Origin of the sequence: Actinoplanes sp. CA-131856 (assembly GCF_050956135.1) — a bacterium.
In the GTDB taxonomy this organism is placed as follows: domain Bacteria; phylum Actinomycetota; class Actinomycetes; order Mycobacteriales; family Micromonosporaceae; genus Actinoplanes.
In genome coordinates this window covers 998,746-1,017,504 of the sequence record NZ_CP191849.1, presented here as the reverse complement: position 1 = coordinate 1,017,504, position 18,759 = coordinate 998,746, and the positions used below count along the sequence as shown (strand labels likewise).

20 protein-coding genes are annotated in these 18,759 nt (G+C 71.0%); 4 read left to right on the top strand and 16 right to left on the bottom strand.

What is annotated here, in order from left to right; translation table 11 throughout:
* Nucleotides 1–45: 45 nt before the first annotated feature.
* Complete coding sequence (locus ACQP2X_RS04935; RefSeq protein ID WP_498694650.1) at nucleotides 46–1,359, top strand: hypothetical protein; 1,314 nt, start codon at nucleotides 46–48, stop codon at nucleotides 1,357–1,359.
* 67 nt (nucleotides 1,360–1,426) lie between these two features.
* Nucleotides 1,427–2,035, top strand: coding sequence for a transcriptional repressor LexA (gene lexA, locus ACQP2X_RS04930; RefSeq protein ID WP_498694649.1), 609 nt, complete (start codon nucleotides 1,427–1,429; stop codon nucleotides 2,033–2,035).
* A gap of 559 nt (nucleotides 2,036–2,594) precedes the next feature.
* On the opposite strand, the gene ACQP2X_RS04925 is transcribed toward lexA, so the two are convergent.
* The 15 genes from ACQP2X_RS04925 to ACQP2X_RS04855 form a co-directional block, all read right to left on the bottom strand.
* Nucleotides 2,595–3,032, bottom strand: coding sequence for a hypothetical protein (locus ACQP2X_RS04925; RefSeq protein ID WP_498694648.1), 438 nt, complete (start codon nucleotides 3,030–3,032; stop codon nucleotides 2,595–2,597).
* A 117-nt stretch (nucleotides 3,033–3,149) separates the two neighbouring features.
* Nucleotides 3,150–3,827: a hypothetical protein gene (locus ACQP2X_RS04920; RefSeq protein WP_498694647.1), complete on the bottom strand. Its 678-nt coding sequence runs from the start codon at nucleotides 3,825–3,827 to the stop codon at nucleotides 3,150–3,152.
* Complete coding sequence (locus tag ACQP2X_RS04915; RefSeq protein WP_498694645.1) at nucleotides 3,824–4,645, bottom strand: ATP-binding cassette domain-containing protein; 822 nt, start codon at nucleotides 4,643–4,645, stop codon at nucleotides 3,824–3,826. Before ACQP2X_RS04915 ends, ACQP2X_RS04920 begins: the two co-directional genes overlap by 4 nt.
* Entirely contained in the window at nucleotides 4,642–4,971 is a 330-nt protein-coding gene (locus ACQP2X_RS04910; protein ID WP_498694643.1) for a PadR family transcriptional regulator, read from the bottom strand. The genes ACQP2X_RS04915 and ACQP2X_RS04910 overlap by 4 nt, the downstream gene beginning before the upstream one ends.
* A gap of 43 nt (nucleotides 4,972–5,014) precedes the next feature.
* Nucleotides 5,015–5,266: a DUF4242 domain-containing protein gene (locus tag ACQP2X_RS04905; RefSeq protein WP_498694642.1), complete on the bottom strand. Its 252-nt coding sequence runs from the start codon at nucleotides 5,264–5,266 to the stop codon at nucleotides 5,015–5,017.
* A 66-nt stretch (nucleotides 5,267–5,332) separates the two neighbouring features.
* Nucleotides 5,333–7,861, bottom strand: a complete 2,529-nt coding sequence (locus tag ACQP2X_RS04900; RefSeq protein ID WP_498694640.1) for an ATP-binding protein — start codon at nucleotides 7,859–7,861, stop codon at nucleotides 5,333–5,335.
* Between the two features lie 45 nt (nucleotides 7,862–7,906).
* A complete protein-coding gene (locus ACQP2X_RS04895) occupies nucleotides 7,907–8,644 on the bottom strand; it encodes a GNAT family N-acetyltransferase (RefSeq protein WP_498694639.1) in 738 nt (245 codons plus the stop codon).
* A 49-nt stretch (nucleotides 8,645–8,693) separates the two neighbouring features.
* A complete protein-coding gene (locus ACQP2X_RS04890) occupies nucleotides 8,694–9,332 on the bottom strand; it encodes a DUF4232 domain-containing protein (protein WP_498694638.1) in 639 nt (212 codons plus the stop codon).
* 76 nt (nucleotides 9,333–9,408) lie between these two features.
* A complete protein-coding gene (locus ACQP2X_RS04885; RefSeq protein ID WP_498694637.1) occupies nucleotides 9,409–10,761 on the bottom strand; it encodes a dipeptidase in 1,353 nt (450 codons plus the stop codon).
* A 79-nt stretch (nucleotides 10,762–10,840) separates the two neighbouring features.
* The gene (locus ACQP2X_RS04880) at nucleotides 10,841–11,470 is read right to left on the bottom strand and encodes a hypothetical protein (protein WP_498694636.1); all 630 of its coding nucleotides are present in this window, start codon (nucleotides 11,468–11,470) and stop codon (nucleotides 10,841–10,843) included.
* A complete protein-coding gene (locus tag ACQP2X_RS04875; protein ID WP_498694635.1) occupies nucleotides 11,463–11,882 on the bottom strand; it encodes a hypothetical protein in 420 nt (139 codons plus the stop codon). The genes ACQP2X_RS04880 and ACQP2X_RS04875 overlap by 8 nt, the downstream gene beginning before the upstream one ends.
* Nucleotides 11,879–12,595, bottom strand: coding sequence for a hypothetical protein (locus tag ACQP2X_RS04870; RefSeq protein ID WP_498694634.1), 717 nt, complete (start codon nucleotides 12,593–12,595; stop codon nucleotides 11,879–11,881). Before ACQP2X_RS04870 ends, ACQP2X_RS04875 begins: the two co-directional genes overlap by 4 nt.
* Nucleotides 12,588–12,905 (bottom strand): hypothetical protein, encoded by a 318-nt coding sequence (locus ACQP2X_RS04865; protein ID WP_498694632.1) that lies wholly within the window; start codon nucleotides 12,903–12,905, stop codon nucleotides 12,588–12,590. Before ACQP2X_RS04865 ends, ACQP2X_RS04870 begins: the two co-directional genes overlap by 8 nt.
* Before the next feature lie 19 nt (nucleotides 12,906–12,924).
* Complete coding sequence (locus tag ACQP2X_RS04860; protein ID WP_498694631.1) at nucleotides 12,925–13,641, bottom strand: YbaB/EbfC family nucleoid-associated protein; 717 nt, start codon at nucleotides 13,639–13,641, stop codon at nucleotides 12,925–12,927.
* Nucleotides 13,642–13,751: 110 nt separating this feature from the next.
* Nucleotides 13,752–14,522, bottom strand: coding sequence for an enoyl-CoA hydratase-related protein (locus tag ACQP2X_RS04855; protein WP_498694630.1), 771 nt, complete (start codon nucleotides 14,520–14,522; stop codon nucleotides 13,752–13,754).
* 108 nt (nucleotides 14,523–14,630) lie between these two features.
* Between ACQP2X_RS04855 and ACQP2X_RS04850 the strand changes: the two genes are divergently transcribed.
* The gene (locus tag ACQP2X_RS04850) at nucleotides 14,631–16,067 is read left to right on the top strand and encodes an ATP-binding protein (RefSeq protein WP_498694629.1); all 1,437 of its coding nucleotides are present in this window, start codon (nucleotides 14,631–14,633) and stop codon (nucleotides 16,065–16,067) included.
* On the opposite strand, the gene ACQP2X_RS04845 is transcribed toward ACQP2X_RS04850, so the two are convergent.
* Entirely contained in the window at nucleotides 16,064–17,218 is a 1,155-nt protein-coding gene (locus ACQP2X_RS04845) for an acyl-CoA dehydrogenase family protein (RefSeq protein ID WP_498694628.1), read from the bottom strand. The genes ACQP2X_RS04850 and ACQP2X_RS04845 overlap by 4 nt on opposite strands.
* 80 nt (nucleotides 17,219–17,298) lie before the next feature.
* Between ACQP2X_RS04845 and ACQP2X_RS04840 the strand changes: the two genes are divergently transcribed.
* Entirely contained in the window at nucleotides 17,299–18,669 is a 1,371-nt protein-coding gene (locus ACQP2X_RS04840) for a UDP-glucose dehydrogenase family protein (protein ID WP_498694627.1), read from the top strand.
* Nucleotides 18,670–18,759: the final 90 nt, after the last annotated feature.

Genomic DNA, 18,759 nt, shown 5'->3' with positions numbered 1-18,759 from the left:
GCGGCGGTACGTTGCCTGAGCAGCTGGAAAACCCGGGAGACACCCTTGCGCCACTTCAGGTCGATCTTGTACGCCGTCGTGCTCGCCCCGGCGGTGTGGATCCTCGCCGCCGTCGGCTTCACCCAGGACCTGACCACCAGGGGGCGCGACGACTTCGCGGTCGAGTCGGTGGGCGGCCTGTCCCTGCTCGTGCTGGCCGGCGCGGCGTACGCCATCCTGCTCCTGTCACCGATCTCCCCGGCCGGCCCGCTGCTGGCCGGCCTGGCGCTGGGCGGGATGTCGGTCTGGGCGCTGGTCGAGCCGTCCGGCTACGCGGCCCTGTGGCCGGCGAACGTGGCGAAGGACGGCTTCGACCTGAGCCGCCCCGGCTACGGCCTGGCGGCGATGCTGGCGATTCCGTTGATGTGTACGGCTTTGAGCGCGCGCCGGTGGGAACGCTACGAGCCGCCGGTCCTGCCACTGATCGGGCAGATCGGCCGTTTCCGGGCGACCGCGCCCGCCCCGACCATCCCGGCGGCGGTCCTGGAGACGACGGTCCTGCGTTCGGCCTCATCCGACCCGGACCCGACGACGGTCCTGCGTTCGGCCACCTCCGACCCGGACCCGACAACGGTCATCCGGGTGGGCCCGCAGCCGCCGAGGACGACAGCCGTGGACGTGCCCGGAAGCGACCCGACAGTGGTCATCAGCAACGACCCGACGCTGGACACCACACAGCCGGAAGCCAAAGCACCAAGCCGCGGCGACGACCCGACGGCTGCCGTCCGCGACAACACCGAGCCGACGCTGAACACCACGCCACCGGAAACCGACGCGGCCACCGCAACCATCGAGGCCGACGAGCCGACCGCTACGCCCACGGGCGACGAGCCGACCGCAGTCCCGGCGAGCGACGAGCCCACGGTAGTGACCGCGAGCGACGAGCCCACCGTGGGCGGCGAGCCGGCTACGGAGACCGGCCAGGTCGTGAAGGCTCCCGCGGCCAGGCCGCTGCACGTGGAGGCGGAGGCCACGACCTACCTCTCCGGCGAACGCGACGTCGAGTCGACCCTCTCCCGGCTGATCGCACCCACCCCACGGGAGACCGGCGTCGTGGTCTCGTCGGACGAGGCCGCCACGATCGCTTCTCTCGGCCGGCCCGCCGGTGGGGACAGCACGCAGGTCATCCGGCTGTCGGAGCCGGAGCCGTCCTCCTCCATCGCGGATGCCGAACAACCCGATATCTCGGACGACCCCACCAGCCGGATCGTGCCGCCCTCGCCTCGTGCCGGTGAGCCGGAGAAGCGCGAGATGACCGTGATGAGCATGGAGCGGCCGCCGGACGACATTCCCACCCAGCGCCGGCCCACCGACGACTAGCTTCGCGAGTGAGCGTCACTCGAAAGAGTTTCGTACAGATGATCGAAGATTGTAGTATCATCCATGCATGACGTCCCCGGATGACGTGCCCCTCAGCAAGCGACAACGGCAGATCTACTCGATGATCCGCGACTGGATCGACCGTCATGGCTATCCGCCGACCATTCGTGAGATCGGCGCCGCGGTGGGGCTCGACTCGCCGTCGTCGGTCGCCCATCAGCTGGGCGTTCTCGAGGAGCGCGGCCTGATCCGCCGGGGTGCGCGCGGCTCGCGGGCGATCGACATCCGCACGCCGAGCGACGGCAACGTCGCGGTCCCGGTGCTCGGGGCGATCGCCGCCGGCGCGCCGATCCTGGCCGACGAACACGTCGAGGAGCAGCTCACCCTGCCGGTCAGCCTGGTCGGCAAGGGCACGTTGTTCGCCCTGAGGGTCAAGGGCGACTCGATGGTCGACGCCGCGATCTGCGACGGCGACACGGTGGTGGTCCGCCAGCAGCAGGTGGCGGAGGACGGCGAGATCGTGGCCGCCATGCTCGACGGCGAGGCCACGGTGAAGGTGCTGCGCCGCACGAACGGCCACGTCGAGCTGGTACCGCGAAACGACGCCTACGACGTCATCCCCGGCGACGGCGCCACCATCCTGGGCAAGGTCGTCAGCGTCCTGCGGCGCATATAGCCAAATGCTCGGGCCGCACCCCGAAAGGGCACGGCCCGAACACCGGGGTGGATTGTGAAGCGACACCAGGCCGCACTTTTCACGAACGCCGAATAGGCGGTAAGCGCCGCGCCTTTGCAACGCCGGCCGACTCCGGGGTAGACGGCGGGAAGCTTGCCTCAACGCCGCTTGGCTGTTGGGCGGCGTGCCCTTTCCCAGCGCCGCCCGCGCCGGGATGCTCGGCGGGCGCCACAGCACCGGGTACGCAGTGGTCGCCATTTCCTTTTCGACGCCGATCTGAACGCCAGGGTGGATATCGGCCGGCCAGAACGGCGGATGGGCGGTGGCTGCCATTCCCCGCTACGGCCGGCCTGAACGCTGAGACCGAAGGCGTCACCACCTCCCCCGGACGCCCGGCCCGAACGCCGGGGATGGGCGCCGCCTCACCTCGGCGCCTGGCCTGGGCGTCGAGGTGGGCGATGCTTCCCACTTCACCTCAGCGGTGAAGGGGGAGTCAGAGCACGCCGGCGGCCTTGACGGTTCGGGGCGTCATGGCCGGCGGCGTGTCTGACGTGGTGGATCAGCGACGGCTCGGGCCGCGGCGGTCGTCGCGGTCGTTGTCGCGGTGGTCGCCGTCACGGTGGTCACGGTCCCGGTGGTTGCGGTCGCGGTGGTCGCGGTCGCGGTGGTCGCGGTCGCGGAAGTGGTGGCCGCCCCGCCAGTCACGCTCGACCTCGAGAGCCCAGAAACCGCGGCGGAAGCCGAAGCGCACCCGGTCGCAGTCGTAGTCCTCCCAGCGGTCGAACCACTCGCCGACCCGGCCGGCCCGCTCGCAGTCGCGCAGCGTCCGGTAGAAGCCGACGACCTGGTCGCGGTCGTGCCGCTGCACCTTGGCCGTGGACTCGCTCTTGGCCGTCGCCGACGAACCGCTGTCCGCGGCCAGCGCCGGCGCGCCGATCGCCACGCTGGTCATCACACCCATGCCGATCATGGTCAGCATCCGAACTGCCTTGTTCATATCCAACCTCCAGCTGTGTTTTCCGCTTACGCCACAGATCGTGGCATATCGGACATAAGAGTCTTGCGGAGGCTGATACGTACTTTCGGCTGATCTTGGTTGACCGTTTGTCAGGTTTCAAGTCGGTTCTGGATAGTTTGCCAAGCGCAGACGCCAGCGGAAGATCGCCAGCGTGCCGCCGGCGCAGAGGAGCCACACCAGGCCGGCGTGGCCGAGGCCGCGCCACACCATGGCGACGTCGCCGCCGTCGACCGCGTACGTGCCGATCTCGCGTGTGGACCAGAACGGCATCAGCTTGGCGGTCGTGCCCGCCGGGTCGGCCAGCATCTGCACCGCGCACACGCTGAGCAGGGCCAGCGCTCCCTCCAGCTCACGCGGCAGCAGCGCGCCGATCAGGCTGCCGAGTGGCGCCGCGACCAGCGCCGTGGTCGCCATCATCAGACCGGCCACCCACCAGTGGAGCAGGTCCTGGTCGACGCCGACCAGCAGCCAATATCCGAACGCCACGGCGAGGCCGACCCCGGACATCGCGACCAGCCGGCCGCCGATGATGCTCGCGGTCGACGCGCCGGTCAGGCGCAGGCGCGGGTCGACGCTGCGGGAGGCGTTCACCACGAACAACGTCAAAGTGGACACCGACCAGCCGATACCCAGGGCCAGCATGCGCGTCGACTGGCCGGCGAGGTCACGCCGTACGAGATAGAACCAGAGCGGAAGCGCGACCACCAGCGCCAGCGCCGCCCATCGGCGGGAGACCTCGCGAGCCGACAGGCTCGCCACCACGAAGGCTGTCATCGCGCCCCCTCCTCAACAAAAGCCCCGAGATCGAGCACGTGGTCGACGTTCTGAAGATCGTGCAGAAGGTGTGTCACCACCACGACGGCCCGGCCGGCGTCGCGCCAGGCGAAGACCTGCTGCCAGAAGTCCAGATAGGTGCCCTGGTCGAAGCCCTGGTACGGCTCGTCGAGCAGCAGCAGGTCGGGCGCGTGCAGCTCGCCGAGCACCAGGTTGAGCTTCTGCCTCGTGCCGCCCGACAGCTGCTGCGCGGGCTGCTCGCGGCTCGGCCGCCAGGCCAGCCGGGCCGCCAGGTGGGCGCCGGTGGAGCGGGCCCGGCCGGGCACCATGCCGGCCGCCGCGCCGAACAGCGTGAAGTGCTCCTCGGCGGTCAGCCAGCCGGCCGTGCCGCCGTCCTGCGGGACGAAGCCGACACGCCGGGTGCGGCGGACCTCGCCGGAACTGGGCCGGGTCAGGCCCGCGCAGATGCGCAGCAATGTGGACTTGCCGCAGCCGTTGGCGCCGACGATCGCGGCCACCTCGCCACCCCGGACGCGCAGGTCGACGCCCGCGAACACCGTGCGGCGGCGGTAGCGCTTGGCGACACCAGCCAGGCTCAGCATCACCGGGCCGGGAGCCAGCCGTCGAGCCGTGGCCGGCGTGTTGAGCTCGGCCACCAGATGCCGGGCGTAGAGATGGGCCGGGCCGAAGACGTCGGCCGGCGGCGCCGCGTGCTCGGCCGCCTGCTGGGCCGTCTCGTCGGCCAACTGGCGGGCCCGCGCGGGCTGGAGGCCGAGGCGCAGGAGCTCGGTCTCGAACAACCGGGGCCAGTCGCTCACCGGGGTGCCCTCGCTTCGATGAGGGCGTCGACGCCGTCGCGGAACTGCCGCCACTCGGCCGCCTGGCCGTCGAGGAACTCCCGGCCGGCGTCGGTGATCGCGTAGTACTTGCGGCGGGGGCCGGACTCGGACGGCTGCCAGCCGGGCACGGCGAGGCACTGCTGCTCCAGGCGCAGCAGGGCCGGGTAGAGCGTGCCGCCGGGCACATCGGCCACGCCGGCGGCGGCGAGCCGCTGGGCGAGGCCGTACCCGTAGTCGGGCCGCTCGCGCAGCATCGCGAGCAGGCACAGGTCGAGGAAGCCGTGCAACCACGGCCGGGGCGTCATGTAGTCAGACTAGCTGCATAGCAGAGAGACTGACTAGTAGGATTCAGGCACCCTCGGCCACCTGATAGATCTCGTCGGCCACCAGGCCGTGCGCCTTGCGGTGCACGGCCGCGGCGGCGTCGGCCGACGGCGCTTCGACGAGGCAGAAGATCTTGCCGTGGGCCTCGTCGACCCAGTAGCGCAGATAGCTGACGTCGAACTCGCCCTGCGTCGCGAGATCGGCCTGGTGTGCCTTGACGACGTCGTCGAGGTTGACGCCGCCGGCGACGGTGTGGACATCCATGTAGGTGTTCATGCCTTCAACTCTCGCCGCCGGAGCTCGGCCGGAGATCGGGAGCGGCTACCCAGATTTCTTCGCCGGCTACCCAAGTAGTCCCAGGTTGCGAGCCTTGACCGCGGCCGCCGACCTCGTGGGCGCGCCGAGCTTGGCGAGCACGGCCGACACGTGATGGTCGACGGTCTTCACCGAGAGCACGAGATGGGCGGCGATCTCGGCGTTGGTGCGCCCGGCGCCGATCAGGTCGAGCACCTCGTGCTCGCGACGGGTCAGCCCGGCCGGATGAGCGCGGGTGGCGGCGCGCGGGCCCACCGGCACCGACCGCACACCCCGGCTCCGCAGCAGCTGCCGGGCCCGGCGGGCGGCGGGCACGGCGCCGAGCTCGTCGAATCTACGTACGGCCTCGCGCAGGTGCTCCTCCTCGGGCGAGGCCATCAGCGACAGGGCCGCCTCGTATCCGCTGCCGATCGCGTCCCACTGCTCGGCCGACGCGGCGAACTCGCCGTCCAGGAAGAGCTGGAACGGCTCGGCCACGGGCGATTTCCAGGACCTTTCCGATTCCGTACGCCGGAGCCAGACCCCGACCGCACCCCGCAGCCACCGGTTCCCCCGGCCCGCCACGTCGTCCGCCAGTTCGGCCTCGCGCCGCGCCTGCTCCCGGTCGCCGGCCAGCCACCGCCACTCGGCCCGGGTCAGGCGGGCGTAGACGATCCATTGTGGTTCGGCCGAGCCGTCGGCCGTGGCCGCCGCCTCGTCCAGCAGCGGCGCCACACTGTCGTCGCCGCGGCGCACCAGCACCGTGGTGAGGCCGAGCAGCGGGCTGATCCGGTTGATCGGCGACGCCTCGACCTCGGTGATCAACCGGCGGCCGAGCCGGGCCGCCTCGTCCCAGCGGTCGGTGCGGGCCAGGCTCACCGTGCGCTCGCCGCGCATGCAGGTGCCGAAGGCGGAGACGTCGTGCTCGTCGCAGAACGCGATGCCGGCCTCGTAGTGCGGCTCGGCCTCGGCGTAGCGGCGCTCGCAGGTGAGGATGCCGTAGAAGTTGGTGTAGGCCCGGCCGGCCTGCTCGTCCAGGTCGTTCTCCCGCGCGACCCGCAGGGCGGCGGTCATCACGTCCCACCACTGCTGGTCGCTCATCGACAGGGCGCAGGCCTGCGTGTTCAGGGCGTCGCTGACGATCGCCGGCAGGCCGAGCGCGGCCGCGGCCTCCTGGGCCCGGACGGCCAGCTCGATGGCCTCGGCATGGCGGTCGGTCAACATGCGCTGGGTGGCGAGATGGGCGTACGCCCGGGCCAGCTCCGGGGTTTTCTCGTGCTTCTCGAGAATGGCCAGGGCCTGCTCGGCCGCGACCATCGCCTCGCGCCGGCGGCAGAGCGCGACCAGCGCGATCGAGAGCCGCAGCAGCGCCACACCCTCCTTGCGCTCGTCGCCCTCGGCCCGCCACAGATCGCGGGCCCTGGTCGCGGCCACGAGCTGATCGGCGCCACGGTCCAGAAGGGACAGATGGGCCGACAGGCGGTCGTAGAGCTCGGCGCTCTCGGTGATCCGCAGCGCGCGCTCGTACTGCGCGGCCGCCTCGCGGTGGGCGCCCAGCTCGGCGGCGCGGTCGGCCGCCCGTACGGCATGACGGAGCGTGGCCTCGGCGTCGCCGGCCCTCTCGGCGTGGAAGGCCATCTGGGCGTCGTCGTCGCTGCCCAGCTCGTGCAGCGCGGCCAGGATCGCGGCGTGCTGCCGGACGGCCCGATGGGCCGGGACGGCCTGCTCGACCGCGAGCCGGGCCAGCTCGTGCCGGAACCGCAGCCAGGGTGGGTCCTCGACCAGCAGGCCACTCTTGATCACTTCGTCCAGCGGGGCCGCCTCGATCAGGCGCGGATCGACCCGCGACCCGGCCAGGGCCGCGGTCTCCAGCAGCGCGCGGCCCTCGGCGCCGAGCTCGGCCACCCGGGCCAGCACGGCGTCGCGGGCCGAGGCCGGCACGGCCGTGCCGCCGGCGCGGATCACCTCGGTCACGAAGAACGGGTTGCCCCCGGTCAGCCGGTGCAGCTCGGCCGCCGGCAGACGGCTGTCGCCGGCCAGCACGCCCACGGCCTCGGGCGACAGCGGCGCCAGATTGATCCGGCGGGTGCCGCGCAGCGCGGCCAGGCGGCCGAGCGCGATCCGCAGCGGGCCGTGCGGATCGAGCTCGTCGTCGCGGTAGGTCGCGATCAGCAGGGTGTCGCGCAGCCGCCGGGCCAGGAACCGCACCAGGTCGACGGTGGCCTCGTCGGCCCAGTGCAGATCCTCGATGACCAGGACGTGCGGCCGGCCCCGCACCTGCTGGAGCAGCGCGTCGAAGAGCTCCTCGCGGGGCGCCCGGCGGCGGCAGAGCTGGTCGATCTCGCCGCCGAGCTCGGCCGCCAGGTCGAACAGCGGGCCGAGCGGCCGGGGCGTGAAGAGCCCGTCGCACATGCCCCACGCCCACCGGGTCCCGTCGCCGGTCCGCTCGCGCAGCGCCTCGACCAGGCTCGTCTTGCCGATGCCGGCCTCGCCCGCGACCAGCACGAGGCGCACGTCACCGTCGGCGGCGTAGTCCACCAGGGAGGCGAGGGCGTGCTCGCGCTCGAGAAGGGGCATGGGCCCCAGTCTGGCCCTCCCCGGGCTGGTGGACAGTCGGGGAACTTACTGCGTGAGCATCGTCCAGTTCTCTTCCGTGGCGAAGCCGAAGCGCTCGAAGAAGGCCGTCGTCTGCTCGTCGGCGTGCAGGTAGAAGTGTGTGGCCCCGGTGGACAGCAGGGCCTGGGCGACCGTACGGGCGTACCCCTGCCTCTGGAACGCCGGAAGCGTGCCGATGTTCGCGAGGCCGGCGTAGTCGCCGGTCGTGATGGCGACGCCGGCCGCGACCGGCTCGCCCTGGCCGGTCTCGGCTACGTAGGCCGTGACCTGCGGGCTGTCGAGCACCTCGGCGGTGTAGACGGCCGAGACCAGCTCCGGCGGCGCGCCGAAGACCCCGGCCACCACGGCGGCGAAGGTCTTGTGCTCGTCACCCTTGATCCGCCGCACCCGGCCCGCCGCCGCCAGCCGCGGCTGCGACAACGTCATGAACGGCTGAGGGGTGGCGGTGGTCCGGCCGTGCCGGGCGGCGACCTCGCGCAGGCGCTCGCCCGGCTCACCGCGCAGCCGGATCGACCACGGCGCCGGGCCGGCCTCGCGGTCGGCCAGCTCGGCCAGGGTGGCGACCTCGTCCACGTCCGGGCCGGACTGCGGAACGACGATCGGGTTGAGAGCGGGAATCACCGAGCGGGTCAGGGCCAGCAGCGTGCCCGTCGGGCCGGTGGTGTGGAAGGAGCCCGGCACCAGTGAGGTCAGCGCCTCGATGCCGTCCCGGAAGGCGTACGCGAAAGCGTCGTTGGTCTGCACTTTGACTGCAACGCGCGATCCGGCCGGACGTTCGGGACCGAGGCGTGGATCACTCGCCGGGTGTCACCGGCTGCACCTGGCCGACCGCCTGGTTCGGCGCCGAGCAGGCGGTCTGCGGCTGGGACACGAAGACGGCCGCGGTCTCGTTCGGCGGGTAGACGCGGTAGCCGCGCACCTGGACCGGCTTGCAGGAGGCCGCGTCCACGTTCTGATAGTTCGCGATCTGGATCGTCGCGTGCACCTTGTCGCCCGGCTGGAGCCGGAGCTCCTGCTTGTCACCCGGCGTCCGGGTGAAGGCGCTGCCGACCTGCTTGCCCTGGTCGCCGGCGACGAACGAGACGCCCGGATATCCGAAGAGCGTGCACGTCGACCCGGACGTGTTGGCGAAGACGATGTCCTCGGTGGTGTGCCCGGCCGAGCCGCCGCCCTGGTCGGCCACCGCGGTGATCTTCAGGTTCTTGCTGAGGCAGGAACGGACGCCGCCGGAAGTGGAATGGGTGGCGGTGGCGGTGGCCGTGGGCGCGGCAGTGGTCCCCGCGGTCCCCGTGGCCCCCGAGGTGTCCGGTGTGGTCGCTGTGGTGGTCGGGGGCGTCGTAGCCGGAGCGGCGTTCGAGTCGCCGTTCGACGAGGCGCACCCTCCGGCCGCGAGCACCAGCCCAGCGCCCACCGCGATGATCGTCCTGCGCATGATTCCTCCCCGTTGTCCCTGGTGAACATAGTTTTCTCCGCGGCCGATCCGGCCAAAACGGAAAGTGATGCTCGTGTCAGCGGTGAACCCCTCCCAGGTGGTGGAGCATCAGCGCCTCGCCCAGGCAGATGCGGGCGAACTCGGAGAGGTCGAGGCTCTCGTCCGGGGAGTGGGTGCGGGAGTACGGGTCCTCGGCGCCGGTCACCATGATGGCGGCGCCCGGGAGCAGGTCGCGGAAGTCGGCGATGAACGGGATCGAGCCGCCGAGGCCCATGTCGACCGGCTCGGTGCCGTCCCAGGCCTCGCGCAGGGCGGCGCGGGCGGCGTCGAAGAACGGGCCGGTGGCGTCGAGGGCGGTGGGCTCGCCGGTGAGCTCCAGGGTGACCGTCACCTGGGCGCCCCACGGCACGTGCTTCTCCAGGTGGGCCTTGATCGCCAGCCAGGCCGCGCCGGCGTCGTCGCCCGGCGCCACCCGGACGCCGATCTTCGCCTTGGCCACCGGCACCAGGGCGTTGGGCGCGGCCCCGGTCGGCGGGGCGTCGATGCCGAGAACCGAGATCGACGGTTTGGTCCAGTTGCGCGCGGCGACACTTCCGGAGCCGATCAGGTGTACGCCGTCAAGCACGCCGGCCTGCCGGCGGAAGCGCTCCTCCGGATAGTCGAGGGTCGTGTGATCGGAGCCGCCGAGGCCGTCCACGGCCGGGCTGCCGTCGGCGTCGTGCAGGGTGGCGATGAGCCGCGACAGCACGGTGAGGGCGTCCGGGGCCGGGCCTCCGTAGATGCCACTGTGCACAGCTGACCTGAGGGTCCGTACCTCGACGAAGCAGTTGACCTCGCCGCGCAGCGACGTGGTCAGCGCGGGCACGCCGATGTCCCAGTTGGTCGAGTCGGCGATCACGATGACGTCGGCCCGCAGGTCGTCGAGGTGGTCGCGGAGGATGCCGCGCAGCGACTGGGAGCCGTACTCCTCCTCGCCCTCGACGAACACCACCACGCCGACCGGCAGATCGTCGCCGCAGGCCCGCAACGCCGCGACGTGGGCCATGATGCCGGATTTGTCGTCGGCGGTGCCGCGGCCGTACAACCGGCCGTCCCGCTCCTGAGGCTCGAACGGGTCACCGTCGGTCCACAGTGTGGGGTCGCCGGCCGGTTGCACGTCGTGGTGGGCGTAGAGCATGACGGTCGGCGCTCCCGGCGGCGCGGCCCGCCGCCCGATCACCGCGGGCCGGCCGCCGCTGCGGACGACCTTCGTGTCGAGGCCGCACCCGCGGAGAAGTTCGGCCACGGCCTCGGCCGACCGGTCCACCTGGGCGTGGTCGAAGCCGTCGAAGGCGATGCTGGGAATGCGCACCAGCCGTTCCAGATCGGCGCGGACGCGTGGCATCTCCCGGGCCACCGCGGCCCGGAGTTCCTGTGGTGAAAGGCTCATGGCGGGGCTACGTTCCCGCAGGTGGCGGGCCCGTACACGACTTGCCGGGGTGACGCTGCGCTATTTCCTGGGCAATGGTCTACTGCGGGACGGTTCCGTCCACCAGGTCGGCCAGACGCGCCATCGCGGCCGCGTGCCTCGGGACGTCACCGAGCTCGAGCCGCCCCGGATGCTGGTGGATCAGCTCGGCGCCGTCGATGAGCCACGGCACCGGGATCCGCGCGTGCAGGTGAGCGTCGATCAGAGCGCCCGTCAGCCAGCCGGGTGGGGTGGACGTGCGGACGCGGAACTCGCTGTCGAAGATGGGATGGCCGGTTCCGGTCTCGCCGCCGCTCAGCAGCTTGGCGATCCGGCCGCGCCGGGTGACCTCGGCCGGCGGGAGGTGACGGTTCAGGGTGGCCACGACCACCACATGCTGGTGGGAGCTGCCGTCGGCGTCGGTCACCGCGTAGTGGGCCACGCTCACCCGGCGACCGTGGAGGACGGCCGAGAAGACGTACTCGATGCCCCGCCTGTTGGCCCCGGGCAGATGGCGTCCCCAGTCGACGCCGGGGTGCTCGGTGTAGCTCCACCCGTTGCCGTCGGCCCAGGCGCGCCGGCGGTCGCGCTCGCGGCGCCGCCGGCCGACCGCGACCACCAGGAGCACGGCGAACAGCAGCCCGAACACGAGGCAGAACAGGCCGATCAGGGCGCCGAACGGCTCATCCACCGGACGTGCGCCGCAGCGCCACCCGCGCCAGCACCAGGCCCGCGACGGCGTCGGCCACCGCGGCGATGGCGCCGACGGCGGCCAGGACACCGGCCATGGCCGCCACTCCCGGCCGGACGGCGAACACCGCCAACGTGATCAGCACGCCGATCAGCCGCAGCCACATCAGGCCGTCGGCGCGACGGGCGAGGCGGGCCGATCCCCCGGCGAACGCGACGGCGACCGGGACCAGCAGCACCGCGCCGGCCACGGCCGAGACGCCGGCCAGCGCGAAGGTCACGCCCTTGGCGTCGTCGTTCAGCGACCAGGCCAGATAGCTGATGGCGGCCAGCGCCAGATCGGCCGCGATCACCACGCCGGTCAGCGCGGCCGAGAAAGCGCTGCGGCTGCGGCGGATCGGCGGGGTCGTCATCCCTTCGCCGCCGGCGGCCAGTGTCCTTCGTGGAAGCCCGCGTTGTCGGCGAGCTTCTGCCGCAGCGTCGCGTTGGCCGAGGCGCACAGCGCCTTCAGCGTCTCGGCGCCGCCGATCAGCGAGGCCGAGGCGGCCAGGGCGGCGCCGGCCGCGATGATCGGTGCGGCCGGCAGGCCGACGATGGTCGCGGTGGAGCCGAGCGCGCCGACGATGCCGACGGCCAGCGCGACCAGCGCCGCCACCAGACCGAGCCAGAACGCCAGGATGCCGGTCGACACGGTGCTCAGCGCCGAGGCGATGCCGTCGGTCAGGCTGGATTTGACCTTGTCCAGGGCGGCCTTCTGCAAGGGCAGGGTCTGGCGGTACGCGTCGGCGGCGTCACCGTCCCACTTGTCGTCCGCGCTGAGCAGCCCGGCCTCGGCCGTCTGGACCTGGGCGCTGACCGGCCCGCCGACGAGGTCGCTCCACGCCTCGGCGGTGTCGGCCAGCGCCGACGGCGAGCCCATGTTGGACAGGACCTCGTTGAGGTTGGTCCAGACCCGCTGCATGAAGCCGGTGAACTTGTTCCAGCCGGCGACGACCTTGTCCTGGAGGAATCCGGGCAGCCAGCCGATCTTGGAGTTGATGGCGTTCTGGAGCTCGGTGGTCTTGGTCTGGATCTTCTCCAGCGTCGAGTTGATTTTGTCCAGCAGGTCGGCCTCGGTGCTACTCACGGACATCCCACACCCCCTTGAACTGCCGGGCCGCCTTCTCGTCGCTCGCCTCGTAGGCGGCGGCCACCTTGTCGAGCGCGACGCCGAGATCGGCGTACACGGTCGTGGCCTCGCCGAGCAGCATGGCCACCTTCTCCTGGATCTCGGCGTAGGTGCGCATCAACCCGGTCGGCACACTGGCCCAGGAGAGCTGGGTGTTGTCCAGCCGGAGAGCGTCCGCCTCCTGGCCGGCCCGGCCGGTCACCTGGGCGACCCGGTCCCACATCTCGGCGTCGCGCCGCAGCGCCTCGATCGCGGCCGTCACACTCACCGGCGCTCCCCCTTCTCGCTCAGATCAGCCTTAGCTTCCGGGCCAGGCCGAACGGATCCTGCGTCTCGCGCTGGGCGGCGCCGAGCGGGCTGTCGGCGATCACCTGCTGGACGCCGTGCGCGGCCGCCTTCTCGTAGGCCGACCGGAACGCCGCCGTCGTCTGCCGCCCGATGTTGATCTCATGAGCACCGCGCAGCCACTCCCGGCCGAACCGCACGTCGACGACTTCGCCACCGCCGGTAACAGTGACAGCGACATGCCGGTCGGGGCTATGCCCCGTGTGGGTGGTGCCCAAAGTGGACTGCAACCGCCCCGACACGTCGTCGAGGCCGCGGTCGACCGCCTCCAGCAGGCCCAGCAGCTCGCTCAGGGCGGCCCGGCGGTCCTCGGCCGACATCGGCCGGGTGGCCAGCTCCCCCAGCTGCCACCGGAGGTCGTCGAGAGGCACGGGCTCGGCGCGGCCTTCCCCGTACGCCTCGCCCCAGGCGGCCAGTCGCCGGGTCAGGGCGTCGCGGGTCGCGTCGATGACAGCGGCCGGAAGACCGTCCGGTCCGAGCTGGCGTTTCCACCCGGCCGCCACCGACACCTCGGCCACCTGCCCGTGCGCGTCCACCGCCACGCGCACCGAGCCGGTCCCGTCCGAGCCGGGCCTCGAGGGCGCGGCCGCCGCGGACTGTGCCGTCCGCGCCAGCGCCTCACCCTCCTCGAGAAGGCCCGCCAGCTCCTCGCTGTCCAAGAGCGTCCCCCATGCTCGGTCGCCGCCCCCGCGCGGCGGCTTCCGACAGTGGCAAAGCCGTCACCGGAGAAGCAATGAGTTCGATCGATGTGGACAATCGGACAAAAGGGTTATCGGCCCTGGAAGATCGGGGGACGCCGCTCCATGAAAGCGAGCTGACCTTCCCGCTCATCGGCACTGCCGGCACAGGCGTCGACCAGCTCACGGGCCCGGCCGGCCAGCTCGGGATGGGCGGTGGCCTTGATGGAGGCCTTGGCCGCCCGCACGGAAAGCGGGGCATTGGCCGCGATGGCCGCGACGGTGCGGCGTACATCGGCCTCGAGGTCTTCGCCTTTGAGGAGCCGATTGACGAAGCCGGCGGCAAGGGCCTCGGCCCCGCTGAAGGTCCGGGCGGTGAGCAGAAGATCGGCCGCGTGGGCGGGCCCGACGACGTGCACGAGGGTCTCGGCCAGGGCAACGGGATAGCCCACCCCGAGCCGCGCGGCGGGAATGGCGAAGGAGGAGCCTTCGGCGGCGATGCGGAGATCGGCACTGAGGGCCAGAGCCATGCCGGCGCCGAGGCAGTGCCCTCGGATGACCGCGATGAGCGGAGTCCGAAGCCCACTCAAGGTCCCGAAGAGCCCCGACAGCGCGTCGTTGAACGCTTGCCGCTCCCCAGCTGACTCGTGGTGCCGGGCGAACTCGGAGATGTCGGCCCCGGCGCAGAAGGTCGCGCCGGCACCGGCCAGCACGATGGCGCGCGCCTCGGGTTCGTCGTCGAGCTCACGCACGGCGGCTGCGAGATCGCCCATCATCGCCACCGACAGGGCATTACGCCGCGCCGGATTGTTGATGGTCACCCATCCGGCCCCGTTCCGCACCACGTACTCGATCACGCTCACAGTCCTACAGCATCGCAACCCTCGGCATGAGGATGGTTTCTTTCCCGATACTATCTGAGGCAATGGTATCTTAGACGATACCATCTTTGGTTCGCTCGAGGAGGCGTTGTGGTCGCGTTCGTCGGCAGAGAGCAGCAACTCGCCACGCTCAACACGCTCCTGGCCGACGTCGGGCCCCACGGCCACGATCCTTCGCCGGGGCAGTGTCTCCTCATCCGAGGACGGCGCCGTATCGGCAAGTCCAGCCTGGTGGAGGCATTCGTCGACCGCGCGGGCGTGCCCGCGGTCTTCTTCACCGCCTCCGGAGCGTCCGCCGACATCGAGTTGGAGGCGTTGACCGAGGCCGTCCGATCATCCACGTTGCCGGAACGTGCGGTGTTCGATGATTCGGTCCCCGGCAACTGGAGCGCCGCACTACGTCAGCTTGCCGGCATCCTGCCCGACGACCGGCCGAGTGTCGTGGTGATCGACGAAGTGCCTTATCTGGTCGATCGAGTGGACGCCTTCGAGGGCATCCTCCAGCGTTCCTGGGATCGCGAGCTGAGCCGCAAACCGGTCCTGCTCGTGCTGATCGGCTCCGATCTGTCGATGATGGAAGCTCTGGGCTCCTACGGCAGACCGTTCCACCAGCGCGGCAAGGAGATGGTTCTCGGCCCGCTGAACCCGGCGGAGGTCGGCGAGATGCTCCGGCTGGACCCGGCCGAGGCCTTCGACGCGGCCCTGGTGACCGGCGGACTCCCGCTGATCTGCGCCGGCTGGCGACCGGGTACCGATCTCTGGCAGTTCCTCTCCGCCGAACTCGCCAATCCAGTCTCACCGCTGCTGGTCTCCGCCGAGCGGTCGCTGGCCGCCGAGTTCCCCGACGCCGCGATGGGCCGGACGGTCCTGTCCGCGATCGGAAGCGGCGAGCGAACGTTCACGAACATCGCCCGGGCAGCCGGAGGCATCTCGCACTCGACATTGACGAGAGCCGCCCAGGTACTCATCGACAAGCGCATCGTCGCGGCGGAACTGCCGATCTCCACCACGGCTTCGAAAGAACGACGCTATCGGGTCACCGACCCGTATCTGCGTTTCTGGCTCACCTTCGTGGCACCACACCTGGCCGAGATCGAGCGTTTGCGGGGCGATCTCACCCTGGCACGGATCAAGACGAGTTGGACCACGTGGCGTGGCCGGGCGGTGGAACCGCTGCTCAGGGAATCCCTGGCGCGAGTGCTACCGGACGGCAACCTGCCTGGCGCGCCGGTGATCGGTTCCTACTGGACACGATCGAACAGCATCGAGATCGACATCGTCGGCGCCGACCGCGAACCCGTGGCGAAGCGCCTGCTCTTCGTCGGCTCGATCAAGTGGCTGGAAACGTCGGCCTTCGACGATCGTGATCTGGTAGCACTCCAGAAACACCGCACGGCTATCACCGACGACCCCATCCCCCTGGTGGCCATCAGCCGCGGTGGGGTGTCGGCCACCGGCCTGACCGCCACCTACGGCCCCGCCGAACTCCTCCAAGCCTGGCAGCGAAGCAGCGGCTCGGAACCCTAGTCCTTCAAAAGCTGCCGCGCCATGACGATGCGCTGGACCTGGTTCGTGCCCTCGTAGATCTGGGTGATCTTCGCGTCGCGCATCATGCGTTCCACCGGGTAGTCGCGGGTGTAGCCGTAGCCGCCCAGGAGCTGGACCGCGTCTGTCGTGATCTCCATGGCGGCGTCCGAGGCGAAGCACTTCGCGGCGGCGCCGAAGTAGGTGAGGTCGGCGTCTCCGCGCTCGCTCTTGCCGGCTGCGGCGTATGTCAGCTGGCGGGCCGCCTCGAGCTTCATGCCCATGTCGGCCAGCATGAACTGGACGCCCTGGAAGTCGCTCACCGGCTTGCCGAACTGCTTGCGCTCCTTCACGTAGCCCTTCGCGAAGTCGAGCGCGCCCTGCGCGATGCCCAGCGCCTGCGCCGCGATCGTCACCCGGGTGTGGTCGAGGGTGGCCATGGCCGTGGCGAAGCCCGTGCCCTCGGCGCCGATCATGCGGTCGGCCGGAATGCGGACGTTGTCGAAGTAGACCTCGCGGGTCGGTGAGCCCTTGATGCCCAGCTTCTTCTCCGGCGCGCCGAAGGACACGCCCTCGTCCGACTTCTCCACGACGAACGCGGAGATGCCCTTCGAACGAGCGGTGGGGTCGGTCACCGCGAAGACCGTGTAGTACTCCGACACGCCCGCGTTGGTGATCCAGCGCTTCACGCCGTTGAGCACCCAGAAGTCGCCGTCCCGGACTGCCTTGGTGGTCATCGACGCCGCGTCGGAGCCGGCCTCGGGCTCGGACAGGCAGTAGGAGAACATCGCCTCACCGGAGGCCACCTTCGGCAGGTACTTCTGCTTGAGCTCCTCCGACGCCGACAGGATCAGTGGCATCGTGCCCAGCTTGTTCACCGCCGGGATCAGCGACGACGACGCGCAGGCGCGGGCCACCTCCTCGATCACGATCGCGGTGGCCAGGGCGTCCGCGCCGGCGCCGCCGTATTCGACCGGGATGTGCGGGGCGTGGAAGTCGGACGCGCGCAGGGCGTCGTACGAAGCCTTGGGGAACTCGCTGGTCTCGTCGGCCTCGGCCGCGTTCGGCGCCACACGGGCGTCGCAGACCTCGCGCACGGCGGCCCGGATGGTCTCGTGGTCCTCCGAAAGCCGGTAGGCGTCGAACTCAGTCATGGCCCTTGCCCTTCTCGTTTTCCCGCGATGTTACTGGCAGGTAGCGTACGCCCACCAGGGGCCGGATCGTTATCCCTGTCGTGATCACGCTTCCCCGCCTGGCCTTCCTGGGCACCGGATATCTCGGCGCGACGTATGCCATCTGTTTCGCCGAGCTCGGCTACGAGGTCCTCGGTTTCGACGTCGACGAGGCGAAGATATCCAAGCTGGCGAGCGGCGAGGTGCCGTTCCACGAGCCCGGCCTGGACGATCTGCTGCGCCGCAACCTCGCGTCGGGGCGGTTGCGCTTCGTGACCACGTACGAGGAAGTCGCCGATTTCGCCGATGTCCACTTCATCTGTGTCGGCACCCCGCAGCGGGCCGACGGCATGGGCGCCGACCTCAGTTACGTGGAGAGCGCCGTGATCAACCTGGCGCCCCGGCTCCGGAAGCGGGCGCTGATCGTCGGCAAGTCGACAGTGCCCGTCGGCACCGCGGCCTGGGTCGAGGAGCTGGTCGCCAAGCACACCGATCCCGACCTGGGCGTCGAGGTCGCCTGGTCCCCGGAGTTCCTTCAGGAGGGCTATGCGGTCGAAGACGTACTGCGGCCGAACCGGATCATCGCGGGCGTCCGGTCGGAGTGGGCCGAGGGCCGGTTGCGCGCCGCCCACAAGGGCGTCTTCGACCTGGCCGCCACCGAGGATCGCGACGTTCCGGTCGTGGTCACCGACTTCGCCACGGCCGAGCTGGTCAAGGTGGCGGCCAACGCCTTCCTCGCCACCAAGATCAGCTTCATCAACGCGATGGCCGAGGTCTGCGAGGTCGCCGGGGCCGACGTCACCCAGCTGGCCCGGGCCATCGGGTACGACCCGCGGATCGGCAACCGGTTCCTCCAGGCCGGTCTCGGCTTCGGCGGCGGCTGCCTGCCCAAGGACATCCGCGCCTTCCAGGCCCGCGCGCAGGAGCTGGGCGCGGGCGAGGCGCTGCGCTTCCTGCACGAGGTCGATCTGATCAACACGCGCCGCCGCTCCCGGGTGCTCACGCTCGCCGCCGAGCTGCTCGAACGCCCGGTCGGCCCGGCCGGGCCGGACCTCTCGGGCACGTCGGTGGCGGTGCTGGGCGCGACGTTCAAGCCTAATTCCGACGACGTACGCGACGCGCCGAGTCTCGCCGTCGCGGGCGCGCTGGCCGCGGCCGGTGCGCACGTGCGCGTCTACGACCCGCAGGGCATGGCCAATGCCCGCCGGGCCCAGCCCGCACTGGCGTACGCGGAATCGATGGTGTCCGCCGTGACGGACGTCTCCCTCGTTCTCGTCGCGACCGAATGGCCGGAATTTCGCAACGCCGATCCGACCCTCCTGGGCGAGCTCGTGGCTGACCGCAAGGTCATCGACGGGCGGAATTGCCTGGATCCGCGCCAGTGGTCGCGGGCCGGGTGGTCCTATCGGGGGATGGGACGTCCGCCCGCCTGAGCCCCGGGCACGAGGTCTGCGGCGTTTTCTATAGATCTCCGCCCCCGTGAGCCTGTTCTAATGAGGTGTCGTATGGGCATGCTCTAGATG